The sequence below is a fragment of the Niveispirillum sp. GW835-FHT14G11 genome (genome assembly GCF_058793615.1).
The window spans coordinates 364,796-377,163 of record NZ_JBXAFZ010000001.1; the positions used below are offsets into that span (position 1 = coordinate 364,796).

At 65.5% G+C, this 12,368-nt stretch carries 11 protein-coding genes; 7 read left to right on the forward strand and 4 right to left on the reverse strand.

Annotated elements, in window-relative coordinates; genetic code table 11:
- The first annotated feature begins 206 nt into the window (after window positions 1-206).
- From thrS to AC1Q7F_RS01805, 4 genes are all read left to right on the forward strand, one after another.
- Window positions 207-2,198, forward strand: coding sequence for a threonine--tRNA ligase (thrS, locus tag AC1Q7F_RS01790; RefSeq protein WP_492503189.1), 1,992 nt, complete (start codon window positions 207-209; stop codon window positions 2,196-2,198).
- Window positions 2,199-2,293: 95 nt separating this feature from the next.
- Window positions 2,294-2,833, forward strand: a complete 540-nt coding sequence (gene infC / locus AC1Q7F_RS01795) for a translation initiation factor IF-3 (protein WP_492503888.1) — start codon at window positions 2,294-2,296, stop codon at window positions 2,831-2,833.
- Between the two features lie 274 nt (window positions 2,834-3,107).
- Window positions 3,108-4,772, forward strand: a complete 1,665-nt coding sequence (locus tag AC1Q7F_RS01800) for a methyl-accepting chemotaxis protein (RefSeq protein WP_492503191.1) — start codon at window positions 3,108-3,110, stop codon at window positions 4,770-4,772.
- 102 nt (window positions 4,773-4,874) lie between these two features.
- Window positions 4,875-5,936 (forward strand): translation initiation factor eIF-2B alpha/beta/delta subunit family protein, encoded by a 1,062-nt coding sequence (locus AC1Q7F_RS01805; RefSeq protein ID WP_492503193.1) that lies wholly within the window; start codon window positions 4,875-4,877, stop codon window positions 5,934-5,936.
- Between the two features lie 23 nt (window positions 5,937-5,959).
- Here AC1Q7F_RS01805 and AC1Q7F_RS01810 read toward each other — a convergent pair whose 3' ends face one another.
- From AC1Q7F_RS01810 to petA, 4 genes are all read right to left on the reverse strand, one after another.
- The gene (locus tag AC1Q7F_RS01810; RefSeq protein ID WP_492503195.1) at window positions 5,960-6,706 is read right to left on the reverse strand and encodes an RluA family pseudouridine synthase; all 747 of its coding nucleotides are present in this window, start codon (window positions 6,704-6,706) and stop codon (window positions 5,960-5,962) included.
- Between the two features lie 263 nt (window positions 6,707-6,969).
- Window positions 6,970-7,755 (reverse strand): cytochrome c1, encoded by a 786-nt coding sequence (locus AC1Q7F_RS01815; protein ID WP_492503197.1) that lies wholly within the window; start codon window positions 7,753-7,755, stop codon window positions 6,970-6,972.
- Between the two features lie 13 nt (window positions 7,756-7,768).
- Window positions 7,769-9,049 carry a cytochrome b gene (locus AC1Q7F_RS01820; RefSeq protein ID WP_492503199.1) on the reverse strand — a complete coding sequence of 427 codons (1,281 nt, stop codon included), beginning with the start codon at window positions 9,047-9,049 and terminating at the stop codon, window positions 7,769-7,771.
- 27 nt (window positions 9,050-9,076) lie between these two features.
- Window positions 9,077-9,622, reverse strand: a complete 546-nt coding sequence (gene petA, locus AC1Q7F_RS01825; RefSeq protein WP_492503201.1) for a ubiquinol-cytochrome c reductase iron-sulfur subunit — start codon at window positions 9,620-9,622, stop codon at window positions 9,077-9,079.
- 463 nt (window positions 9,623-10,085) lie between these two features.
- On the opposite strand from petA, the gene coaBC reads away from it, so the two are divergent.
- From coaBC to AC1Q7F_RS01840, 3 genes are read left to right on the forward strand one after another with little or no spacing between them, the layout of a single operon-like run.
- Window positions 10,086-11,333: a bifunctional phosphopantothenoylcysteine decarboxylase/phosphopantothenate--cysteine ligase CoaBC gene (coaBC, locus tag AC1Q7F_RS01830; protein ID WP_492503203.1), complete on the forward strand. Its 1,248-nt coding sequence runs from the start codon at window positions 10,086-10,088 to the stop codon at window positions 11,331-11,333.
- 2 nt (window positions 11,334-11,335) lie between these two features.
- Complete coding sequence (gene dut / locus AC1Q7F_RS01835; protein WP_492503208.1) at window positions 11,336-11,806, forward strand: dUTP diphosphatase; 471 nt, start codon at window positions 11,336-11,338, stop codon at window positions 11,804-11,806.
- 9 nt (window positions 11,807-11,815) lie between these two features.
- Window positions 11,816-12,271, forward strand: a complete 456-nt coding sequence (locus AC1Q7F_RS01840; RefSeq protein WP_054166884.1) for an RrF2 family transcriptional regulator — start codon at window positions 11,816-11,818, stop codon at window positions 12,269-12,271.
- The last annotated feature ends 97 nt before the right edge of the window (window positions 12,272-12,368 follow it).

Here is a 12,368-nt window from a genome sequence, read left to right on the forward strand (position 1 = left end):
TGCTTTATGGGGTGGCTCGCATGGGTGACCATTCCCCCTTTACCGGAAACAGCGGAGCAAACGAAGGGCGAAATCATGGCGCCCCCACCGAAACCCCTTCCCTTCCATGTGAAATTCGCCCATCTCGCGTGCTTGACCCGGCGGCGGCCGCCGGTCAAAAGTCGCGGTTCCAAACTGTTGTCCAACTCTATTTCCAGGGGAAAGCCATGTCTTCGGCTGAAGTGCCCGTTTCCAGCGCCCAGGTTGCCATTACGCTGCCCGATGGCAGTGTGCGGACCTATGCGCAGGGCACTACCGGGGCCGACGTGGCCGCCTCCATCGCCAAGTCGCTCGCCAAGGCCGCCCTGGCCGTGAAGATCGACGGCGTTGTCCGTGACCTGGCTCTGCCCATCCAGGCCGATTGCCATCTGGCGATCATCACGGATAAGAACGAGGCCGACGCGCTGGACCTGATCCGGCACGACGCAGCCCACATCATGGCCGAAGCGGTGCAGGAACTGTATCCCGGCACACAGGTGACGATCGGCCCCGCCATCGCCACCGGCTTCTATTATGATTTCGCCCGCGACGTGCCGTTCACGCCCGACGATCTGGTGAAGATCGAAAAGCGCATGCACGAGATCGTGGACGAGAACCGTCCCTTCACGCGCGAGGAATGGGACCGGACCGAGGCGATCGAGCATTTCAAGTCGATCGGTGAGAAGTACAAGGCCCAGATCATCGAGGATCTGCCGGCCTCGGAAACCATCACCATCTATCGCCAGGGCAAGTGGTACGATTTGTGCCGTGGCCCGCATTTGCCCACCACGGGCCGGGTCGGCCATGCCTTCAAGCTGATGAAGGTGGCCGGTGCCTATTGGCGCGGTGACGCCAAGAACGCCATGCTGCAGCGCATCTATGGCACGGCCTGGCGGACCGAAAAGGAACTGGCCGACCATCTGCACCAGATCGAAGAGGCCGAGAAGCGTGACCATCGCAAGCTTGGTCGCGAGATGGACCTGTTCCATGTGCAGGAAGAGGCGGTCGGGTCGGTGTTCTGGCACCCCAAGGGCTGGGCGCTCTACCGGTCGCTGGAGAATTACATCCGGGCCAAGCTGGTCACCGCCGGCTATGTGGAGGTGCGCACGCCGCAGCTCTATGACAGCAGCCTGTTCAAAGCGTCGGGTCACTGGGACCTGTACGGCGACAACATGTTCAAGGTTCGCGAGTCGGCCACCGAGGACGGGGTGGAGAAGTTCCTGGGCGTCAAGCCCATGAATTGCCCGGCCCATGTGCAGATTTTCCGCCAGGGCCTGAAGAGCTACCGCGATCTGCCGCTGCGCATGGCCGAGTTCGGCAATTGCCACCGCAACGAGCCGTCGGGCGCCCTGCACGGCATCCTGCGCGTGCGTAATTTCACCCAGGACGACGCGCATATCTTCTGCACCGAGGATCAGGTCGGCAGCGAGGCGAAGGAGTATTTCGCGCTTCAGCTGGGGGTCTACAAGGATCTGGGCTTCGACAAGATCGCCGTGAAGCTGGCGCTGCGCCCCGATAACCGCCTGGGCGATGATGCTACCTGGGACAAGGCAGAAGAAAGCCTGCGCGTCGCGTTGCGCGCCAACGGGCTGGAATTCGAGGAATTACCGGGTGAGGGCGCCTTCTATGGCCCCAAGGTGGAGTTCCACCTGACCGATGCCATCGGCCGGTCCTGGCAGTGCGGCACCCTGCAGCTGGATTTCCAGCTGCCGGAGCGGCTGGACGCCTCCTATATCGGCCAGGATGGCGCCAAGCACCGGCCCGTCATGCTGCACCGGGCTATCCTGGGCAGCCTGGAACGCTTCATCGGCATGATGATTGAGCACTATGCCGGCAAGTTCCCGCTCTGGCTGGCGCCCACCCAGGTGACCGTGGCCACCATCGTGTCGGATGCGGACGCCTATGCCGGCAAGGTGGCGGCAGCGTTGAGGAAGGCCGGTTTGCGGGTCGAACTGGACACAAGAAACGAGAAGATCAACCTGAAGGTCCGCGAACATTCGCTCCAGAAGGTGCCGGTCATGCTGGTCGTGGGTGGGCGTGAATCGGAGCAGGGAACGGTCGCCATGCGCCGTCTTGGCTCCAATGCGCAGGAAATCCTTGCCCTTGACGCCGCCATTGCTAATCTGTCGGAAGAGGCGCGTCCCCCCGCGGACGTGGACTCCACCGATTCCGCTTTCTAAGACCACCCGTAACCCATGTGATAACGGATCGCCGCCCGCCCGCGCACCCCAAGCTGCCGCCGGGCGGTGATCCCAGGAAAACAGGAGAAGTTTCCATAGCCAGGCCCACCTCCCAAGACCGCGAACCTCAACGCGACGGTCCCCGCATCAATCGCGAAATCAATGTCCGTTCTGTCCGCCTTGTCGATGCGGAAGGCGAGATGGTGGGCGTTGTCAGCCTGCGTGATGCTCTGATCGCTGCCGAGGATGCCGGCCTCGATCTGGTCGAGGTCAGCCCCAATGCCGATCCGCCCGTCTGCAAGATCCTCGACTATGGCAAGTACAAGTACGAGGCACAGAAGAAGGCCAACGAGGCCCGCAAGAAGCAGAAGATCATCGAGGTCAAGGAAATCAAGCTGCGTCCGAACATCGACGAGCATGATTACGACATCAAGATGAAGGCCATGCGCCGTTTCCTGGAAGAAGGCGACAAGGTCAAAGTGACCATGCGCTTCCGCGGCCGTGAGATGGCCCACCAGGACATCGGCATGGCCGTTCTGGTCAAGGTGCGCGAGGCACTGGACGATCTGGGCAAGGTCGAACAGATGCCGAAGCTGGAAGGCAAGCAGATGATCATGGTGCTGGCGCCGCGTTGACCGGCTGCCGACAGAATGATGAGAAAAGGCCGCACCCTCCGGGGTGCGGCCTTTTTCTTGGTACCCGCTTCCTTGCCGGCAATTTCCGGAAACTTGTGGAACTAGCCTAATGCACATCCAGCGAGGCCTTTTCCTGACGCTCGTGGGATGTATGCTGGCGAAATGACCTTTCCCGGCTGCTGCACATGAGGGAAAGGGGCGCCGAAAACCGCCCTCGCCCGCCGCGCATGGCCATTTGTTTCCCGGTGGTTTCGTCAGCATGGGAGCGGAAATCATGCGTCTGTCGATGAAGATTCTGGCCCCGGTGGCCATCCTGTCCATCGTGGCCCTGACGGTGACGGCCACCGCTCTCTGGTCCAAGGCCCGTGTCACTGGTGCCACGGAGGCACTGAACCGGACCAATCAGGCGTCCCTGGCGGCGGCGGAGTTGCGTTCCACCAGCCGAGCGCTGCAGCGCGACGCGCTGAACCTGATCTTCGAGCCAGCGGAAGGGCGGGCCGCCATCGCCAGCCGATTCGACAAGCGCCTGGAGGGCATGGAGAACGCCATCGCTGCCCTGCGCACGTTGCCGCCACCCGTGCCGGGAAGCAACCCCGCTGCCATTGCCGATGACCAAGCCCCTGTGGCAACGGCCCTGCGCGAGGTGCGGACGCTGGCGTTGGACGGCAAGGCGGCCGAAGCGCACGCCTTGTTCCGTGACCGGCTGCGCATAGCCGAACGCACGGCATCGGAACAGACCGATCCCTATATCGCACAGCTGGCGAAGGCCGTTGCCGGCCTGACCGGAGAGCTGCATGCGCTGGAACAGCTGACCACGTGGATTCTGGCGCTGACTGCGCTGCTGGGCACGGTGGGTGGTATCGCGCTGTCGCTGATGGTGGCGCTGAAGGGTGTCACCTTGCCGCTCAACCGGCTGATCGGTGTCATGGGGCGGCTGGCGGCCAATGACTTCACGGTGAAACTGGCCGACGGCGACCGCGCCGATGAGATCGGGGAGATGGCCCGTGCCGTTGCAGTTTTCCGCGATGGCATGGAACGGGCTGAACGGCTGGCCCGCGAACAACGGGAGGCGGAGGCGGCCGACGCCACCCGCCGCGCCGCACGTGACCGGTTGGTGGGCGAGTTTGTGGGCCGGATGGAAGCCATCGTCGCCGAACTGGCGGGGGAAGCGGATGGGCTGCAAAATCAGGCCGGCGGTCTGCAACGCGCGGCCACCAATGCCGCCGACCGTACCAGTGCCGCCGCGGACGCGTCCAACCGCACATCTGCCAATGTACAGACCGTGGCAGCAGCGACGGAGCAGTTGGCGGCCAGCATCCGGGAGATCAGCCGCCAGGCCACCCAGGTGGCGGCCCTGGCGGGCGAGGGGGCAGACGGCGCCCAGCGTACGGCCCGCGACATTGCCGATCTGGCCGATACTGTCGGCCAGATCGGCCAGATCGTGGACCTGATCGACGGGATCGCCGCCCAGACCAACCTGCTGGCGCTGAACGCCACGATCGAGGCGGCACGGGCCGGCGATGCCGGCCGCGGCTTCGCCATCGTGGCGCAGGAGGTGAAGGCCCTGGCAACCCAGACGGCATCCGCCACCGAGGATATCCGCCGCCGGGTTGAAGGGGTTCAGGCCGCCTCCCGCGGGTCGGTGGGAGCCATCGACAGTATCGTCGCGGCCATCGGCCATATCCGCGGCATGACCGGCGCCATCGCCGCGGCGGTGGAGGAACAGGCAGCAGCCACGGCGGAGATCACCCGCAATGTCCAGGCCGCGGCCGTGGGGACCGAGGATATCCGCCAGGATCTGGACGGTCTGTGCGGTATTGCGGGCGAAACGGGGGAGACGTCCCGTCAGGTCACCAGTACGGCCAATGGCGTGGCCGGCCAGGCCGGCAGCCTTCGCCGGAATGTTAGCGGTTTCGTTGAGCAACTGGCCGCCGCATAGTACCGCTAAATATGCCACACCGGTCGGCGGCCCGGCCAAGGCGGCTTGACCCGCGGGATGTGAGCGGGCCATGGTGGATCTGCAACCGGAAACAGGGACCCCATGCCCGCTGCCCCCCCTTCACGCCGCTACATGCGACACCAGTCGATATGGCTGGCGGACGATGGCTGGGGCGTGGAGGTGATCGACCAGGCGGCTTTACCGGCGCTTTGCACGATCCGTCGCCTGTCCAGCGTGGGGGAAGTGCTGGGCGCCATCATGGGTGGTATTGTACGCGGTCCTGGCTTGGTCTCCGTAACGGCAGGCTATGGGCTGGCACTGGCGGCCCGGCGGGATCCCGATATTGTGCCCGTCATGACGGCTTGGCATGCCCTGGCCGCCACCGATCCGCGCTGCCCGCGTCTGCGTGGTGTCCTGGATCGCATGCGCGAGGTGCTGGACGTCACCCCGCCATCGGACCGGGCCCAGCGCGCCTATATGGAGGCCGACGCGATCGCCACGGAGGAACTGGCGGCCAATCTGGCCATCGGTCGTCACGCCATGTCGATGCTGCGCCGAGTCGGCGCCGGCGGGGGCGACGGCATGCCGCAGACCGTGCTGCTGGCGGCGGAGCCTGGCTGGCTGTCGGGTGTGGGCTGGGGGGCGGCATCGGCCGGGCTTTACCTGGCGCAGGAACAGGTCGATCTGCGCCGGGCCACGGGCGGCGTGCTGGGTGAGGATATCGCCCCGCCGCAGGTGGTGACGATCGGCACCCTGGCCGCGTGGGAGATGGTGGAGGCCGGCATCCCGCACAGCCCCTGCGACCAGACAAGCGCCCTGGACCTGGTGCGCCGTGGCGTGGTGGAGCGTCTGTTCGTGGCCGCGTTGCGGGCCAGTTCGCGTGGCGACGTGCTGGTACCGGCCGGCACGGCCGACCTGGCCCGTGCGGGTCAGGGGGCGGGGATACCGGTGCATGTATGCCTGCCAGCCGCCGCCATCAACTGGCAGGCGCTGGGCCCCACCACCATCGCCGCACCCGGCATGGATATACTGCCGCTCACCCTGATCGACGGCTTCGTCACCGACCGCGGGCCGGTGGCGGCGGAAACCGGTGCCCTGCTGGACCGGTTTCCCGACCATGAGCCGATATCCCTGGGCGAGTTGCCGGCGGCCAACGACGCGTGACGCCATGTTCCGGTGATCGTTGATTACCGGAGAACCGCATCCGATGCCGGTTCCCCCTCCCAGCCGCAAGTGGTCAGGGCCGCACGCATGTGCGGTGGGACAGGGGCGGTGATGGTCACGGGCGGTTTCGTGGCCTGGATGGGCACGGTGACGGTGCGGGAATGCAGGTGCAGCATATCGCCCACGCGGCCCCCGACCCCGGCAGGCAGATAGATCGGGTCGCCCAGCAGCGGATGCCCCAGATGCTGCATATGCACCCGGATCTGGTGCGTGCGGCCGGTCTTGGGGTTCAGTTCCATGAAGGCGACGGGGCCGATGCCGGGCAGTTCGCCGCGCCCGCGCACCCGCCAGAGTGTGACGGAGGGCTGGCCGTTTTCCTTGTCGATCACCATGCGCCAGCCGCGCCGCGCATCGCTGACCTTGGTCAGGCCGGCATCGACCTTGCCCGTATTGTCGGCGGGATGGCCCAGCACGATGGCCCAGTAGGTCTTGGCCACCTTGCCTTCCTGGAACAGGATGCCCAGCCGGCGCAGCGCCTTGGGATGCCGGCCCAGGATCAGGCAGCCCGAGGTGTCGCGGTCCAGCCGATGGGCCAGTGATGGGGCCTTGGGAAAGCCGAAGCGCAGCGCATCGAAATGCCGTTCCAGATTGTCGCCCTTGCCCTTGGCGCTATCCGGCCCGGCATGCACGGCGATGCCGGCCGGCTTGTCCAGCACCAGCATCAGACCATCGCGGTAAAGCAGGCGGGAAAGGAGGTCGTCTTCGGTCATGGGGCCCTGGCGATGAATTCTCCCCCACCGTCATCCCGGCGAAAGCCGGGACCCAGGGGCCGCAGGATCAAACCTCTCAACTTGCGTCGAACGACGGTGGCTGAAAGGTCGTGCATGTGGCTCCTGGGTCCCGGCTTTCGCCGGGATGACGGAGAGAGAGTAGGGAAGGTAAATCCCATCATAAAACAAAAGGGCCGCCCCGTCGCCGGGAGCGGCCCTTTCGATCTGGCGGGAAGCCGGTTGCCCGGTTCCCCAAACCTTGATCAGTGCACTTCCGACCACAGGCGACGCTTGGCGGCGTACATGATGCCGGAGAAGAACACCAGGAACAGGATGACCATCAGGCCGACGCGGCGACGCTCTTCCAGCTTGGGCTCCGCGGCCCAGGCCAGGAAGGTCGTCACGTCATGGGCCTGCTGCTCGATCGTGGCCTTGGTACCATCGGTAAAGGTCACGCCGTCCGCGTACAGCGGCTGCGCCATGGCGATGGCGTTGCCGGGGAAGTACTTGTTGTAGTTGCTGCCTTCCGACAATTCATGGCCGGCCGGAGCCTCGCCATAACCCGTCAGCAGGGCGTAGATGTAATCCTCGTGATGGGCGCGGGCCTTCACGATCAGCGACAAGTCCGGCGGGGCCTTGCCACCATTGGCGGCGGCCGCGGCGTTCTTGTTGGGGAACGGGCTCTTGAACCGGTCGGACGGCAGGCCCGGCCGGGTGAACATCTCGCCCTGGTCATTGGGGCCGTCGGTGATTTCCACCGAGGCCGCGATGGCCTTCACTTCCTCTTCGTTGAAGCCGATGTCGTGCAGATGACGGTACGACACCAGATGCAGCGAATGGCAGGCGGAGCAGACTTCCTTGTAGATCTGGAAGCCGCGCTGCACGGAGGCGTAATCATAGCCCTTGAAGAAGGACAGGAAGCTGTTCACCCCGCCATGGGCCCAGGTCTGGGCCGGCGGCAGGGGGGCGTCGCTGGAGGCCAGGGCATTGCCGGTCAGGCCGGCAATGGTCAGGGCGCCGGCGGCGATGAGGGTACGAAGACGACGCATCAGGCCTTCTCCATCACTTGGTGGTGGGGGCGTTGCCGCCCAGGACCGGATTGGCGATGCTGGCCGGCAGCGGCAGCGGCTTCTCGATCCGGCCGATGATCGGCAGGAGCAGGAAGAACGCGAAATACATCACCGTACCCAGCTGACCGATCAGCACATAGGGCTGTTCGGCCGGCTTGCCGCCGGCATAGCCCAGCATGAAGAAAGCCGGCACCAGGCAGAGCAGCACCCACCACTTGAAGATCGGGCGGAACCGGGCCGAACGGACCGGAGAGCTGTCCAGCCAGGGCAGGACGAACAGGATGGCGATCGAGCCGAACATGGCCAGCACGCCGCCCAGCTTCGCCGGGATCAGCACGACGTCGGTGAACGGCAGGCCGATGGAGAAGGTGATGGAACGCAGGATGGCGTAGAAGGGCAGGAAATACCATTCCGGCACGATATGCGCCGGCGTCACCAGCGGGTCGGCCGGAATGTAATTGTCCGGATGACCCATATAGTTCGGTGCAAAGAACACGAACGCGGCGAAGATGATCAGGAACACGGTGATCCCGAAGAAATCCTTCGTCGTGTAGTAGGGGTGGAACGGCAGGGTGTCCTGGGGACCCTTCGGTTCCACACCCAGCGGATTGTTGGACCCGGTGATGTGCAGGGCCGCGACATGCAGGACGACCACGCCCAGCAGCACGAACGGCAACAGATAGTGCAGGGCGAAGAAGCGGTTCAGGGTCGGGTTATCGACCGAGAAGCCACCCCACAGCAGGGTCACGATGCTCTCGCCCACCACCGGGATGGCGGAGAACAGGTTGGTGATCACCGTGGCGCCCCAGAAGGACATCTGGCCCCAGGGCAGCACATAGCCCATGAACGCCGTGCCCATCATCAGCAGCAGGATGACGACGCCGAAGATCCACAGCAGTTCGCGCGGGGCCTTGTAGGAGCCGTAATAGATGCCGCGGAAAATGTGGATATAGACGGCGATGAAGAACATCGACGCGCCGTTGGCGTGGATATAACGGATCATCCAGCCCCAGTTCACGTCGCGCATGATGCGCTCGACGCTGTCGAAGGCCAGCAACGTGTTGTTGGTATAGTGCATCGCCAGCACGATACCGGACACGATCATCGTCACCAGCACCACCATGGCGATGGCACCGAAGTTCCAGAAATAATTGAAGTTACGCGGAGTCGGGAAAGACCCGTACTCCTTGTTCATCATGGTGAAGATCGGCAGGCGCTGGTCGATCCAGTTCACCACCGGGTTCTCGAAATTGGACTGTGGGGCGTGAGCCATCTGGCACTCCCTGACTGGATCTATCTTTTAGCCGATCTTGACGCGGGTGTCGGTCAGGAACGCGTATTCCGGCACGTGCAGGTTCTGCGGGGCGGGACCCTTGCGGATACGGCCGGACGTGTCGTAGTGCGACCCGTGGCAGGGGCAGAACCACCCGCCGAAATCGCCCTTCGATTCGCCCGACGACGTGCCCAGCGGAATGCAGCCCAGATGGGTGCAGACGCCGACCAGCACCAGCCAGTTGTCCTTGCCTTCCTTGACGCGGGCCTGATCGGCCTGCGGATCGATCAGCTCGGCCGTCGGGACGGCGCGGGCAGCGTCGATCTCTTCCTGCGTGCGGTTACGGATGAAGACCGGCTTGCCGCGCCACATGGCCTTGATGGCCTGACCCGGCTGGATCGGGGCCAGATCGACCTCGATCGTGGCCAGGGCCAGCGTGTCGGCGGCCGGGTTCAGGCTGCTGATGAAGGGCCACAAAGCGGCAGCGGCACCCACACCGCCCATGGCGGCGCCAGCCAGATAGATGAAGTCGCGGCGGGTCTGGCCGTCGCCCGCATGGATGGTGTCCGCCATACCTCTCATCTCCTCGGCGAATTGGGCGCGGCCACGGAATGCGGGCCGCCACCCGCTACTGGAACAACTAAAGGGACCCGGCATTGACCGGGCCGAATTGGACTTGCCGTCCGGCCTTTCCACCCCCATTTCTGGCATCCGCGCCCGCATCCGGGGGATACGGCGGGACAGCAGGGAAAGGCCAGCACGAACGGAGCGGCCGGAGGCTTCCCCGGTCGCGGATGTTCGATATACATGGCCCGCCAACGGTTGGGAAGCGCAGGCTTCTGGACAATCTGTCGCGCTGCCCGGCGCCTGGGGCATCGCGGCCCCCGCAACAGGTGCGGCGCGATGCGCTTGCATCCGGGCCGGTTTGGGAATATCCCTGATTTCACAGCGCAACCGGCGTTCATTGGCGTCGCCGATTGTCCGCATTTACCGGTAAACAATCTGCCCGGCGCCCGCGCCGAAGGGATATCGCCCCTTGCCCGAGACCAGCCCGCCTGTGCTTTCGCTTGCCGGCCGCCGCATCCTGCTGATCGTGGCGGGGGGCATCGCCGCCTACAAGACGCCGGACCTGGTGCGCCGCCTGCGCGAGCGCGGGGCTTGCGTGCGCGTGGTGCTGACCGATGGCGGGGCGAAGTTCGTCACGCCCCTGACGTTGCAGGCCGTGTCGGAGGACACCGTCTATCAGGATCTGTGGTCGCTGACCGACGAATCGTCCATGGGCCATATCCAGCTTTCACGGCAGGCGGATCTGGTGCTGGTGGCGCCGGCCACGGCGAATATCCTGGCCCGCATGGCGCACGGGCTGGCCGACGATCTGGCCACCACCGTGCTGCTGGCCACGGACAAGCCGGTGCTGGTGGCGCCGGCCATGAATGTGCGGATGTATGAGCATCCGGCCACCCGCGCCAACCTGGCCCTGCTGGGCTCAAGGGGGGTGGGGGTCATCGGGCCCGATGAGGGACCTATGGCCTGTGGCGAGTACGGGCCGGGCCGGCTGGTGGAACCTTTGGCCATCATCGATCATCTGGTCGGCTGGTTCGCGGCGCAGGATGCGCCCAGGCCCCTGGCCGGCCGCCATGCCCTGGTTACCAGCGGGCCGACACATGAGCCCATCGATCCCGTGCGCTATATCGCCAACCGGTCCAGCGGCAAGCAGGGCCATGCCGTGGCGGCCGCCCTGGCGGCGTTGGGCGCGCGGGTGACGCTGGTCAGCGGGCCGGTGCGTCTGCCCGACCCGGCCGGGGTGACGGTCGTGTCCGTGGAGACGGCGGCGCAGATGCTGGACGCCTGCAAAGCCGCTCTGCCGGCCGACATTTTCGTGGCTGCCGCTGCCGTGGCCGATTGGCGGGTGGATGGGGTGGCGGGGCAGAAGCTGAAGAAGGACGGGTCCGGCCCGCCCGCCCTGCACCTGGCGGAGAATCCCGACATCCTGGCCACCCTGTCGGCCCCGGGGCCACGGCGCCCGGTGCTGGTGGTGGGCTTCGCGGCGGAGACCAACGATGTCGTCGCCTATGCCCGCGCCAAGCGGCTGCGCAAGGGCTGTGACTGGATCGTCGCCAATGATGTATCGCCAGCCACCGGTACCTTTGGCGGCGACCGTAATTCCGTGCATGTCATCCGTGCCGACGGCACGGAGGATGCCTGGACAAACATGCCCAAGGCCGAGGTGGCGAGCCGCCTGGCCGCCGCCATCGCCGATCATTTTGTAAACGGAAAGAATTAAGAATGTCGGATATCAGCATCGCCATCCGCCGCCTTCCCCATGGCGCCGACCTTGCCCTGCCGGCCTATGCCACGGCCCTGTCAGCCGGTCTGGACCTGCTGGCCGCCATCGCGGAGCCGGTGACCCTGGCGCCCGGGGCACGCAAGCTGATCCCCACCGGTATCGCCATCGCCTTGCCGGCCGGTTATGAGGCGCAGATCCGCCCCCGGTCGGGCCTGGCGCTGAAGAACGGCATCAGTCTGGTCAACAGCCCCGGCACTATCGACGCCGATTATCGCGGCGAGATCGGGGTGATCGTGATCAACCATTCCGACACGCCCTTTACGGTGGAGCGCGGCATGCGCATCGCCCAGATGGTGATCGCCCGGCATGAGCGGACCGTCTGGACCGAAGTGGACGATCTGGATGAGACGGAGCGGGGGGCCGGCGGCTTCGGTTCAACGGGCGTGAAGACCACCGGCACGAAAGGGTGAGGGACAGGCATGCTGCGCATTTCCAAGAAACTGATGTTCGCCATCGAGACGGTGCTGGACATCGCCTATAATGCCGGTTCCGCACCCGTGCAGTCGGCCGAGATCACCCAGCGCCAGGGCATTCCCAAGCGCTATCTGGAACAGGTGCTGCAGGCCCTGGTGCGGGCCGGTGTGCTGGCCGGTGTGCGCGGACCCAAGGGCGGCTATCGTCTGGCCAAGGAACGCCGCCGCATCACGGTGGCCGAGATCGTGCGCGTGGTCCGCGCTCTGGAACAGGCCACCGATCCGATCGAGGAGGAGGTGGGGGCCGAACTGGGCCGCCAGGTGGTACGCCCCCTCTGGGCGGAATTGCAGGACGAGGTGATGGCGCGGCTGGAACAGACCAGCATCGAAGACCTCTGCGTGCGTGCCCATCAGGCTGGTGTGGCCAGCGAAGCCGCCTCGAAGCTGGACTTCAGTATCTAGCCCACCGTAGGTCAGGTCGAGCCGGAGGCGAGCCCTGACAGCATTGGATTGAAGTCCATATCTGTCAGGGCTCAGGCTTACGCCCTCGACCTGACCT

Coding starts and splice junctions, on each gene's coding strand:
- AC1Q7F_RS01840 (WP_054166884.1), top strand. CDS start 11,816: ATGCTGCGCATTTCCAAGAAACTGATGTTCGCCATCGAGACGGTGCTG.
- AC1Q7F_RS01820 (WP_492503199.1), bottom strand. CDS start 9,049: ATGGCTCACGCCCCACAGTCCAATTTCGAGAACCCGGTGGTGAACTGG.
- AC1Q7F_RS01800 (WP_492503191.1), top strand. CDS start 3,108: ATGCGTCTGTCGATGAAGATTCTGGCCCCGGTGGCCATCCTGTCCATC.
- thrS (WP_492503189.1), top strand. CDS start 207: ATGTCTTCGGCTGAAGTGCCCGTTTCCAGCGCCCAGGTTGCCATTACG.
- petA (WP_492503201.1), bottom strand. CDS start 9,622: ATGGCGGACACCATCCATGCGGGCGACGGCCAGACCCGCCGCGACTTC.
- AC1Q7F_RS01810 (WP_492503195.1), bottom strand. CDS start 6,706: ATGACCGAAGACGACCTCCTTTCCCGCCTGCTTTACCGCGATGGTCTG.
- AC1Q7F_RS01815 (WP_492503197.1), bottom strand. CDS start 7,755: ATGCGTCGTCTTCGTACCCTCATCGCCGCCGGCGCCCTGACCATTGCC.
- dut (WP_492503208.1), top strand. CDS start 11,336: ATGTCGGATATCAGCATCGCCATCCGCCGCCTTCCCCATGGCGCCGAC.
- AC1Q7F_RS01805 (WP_492503193.1), top strand. CDS start 4,875: ATGCCCGCTGCCCCCCCTTCACGCCGCTACATGCGACACCAGTCGATA.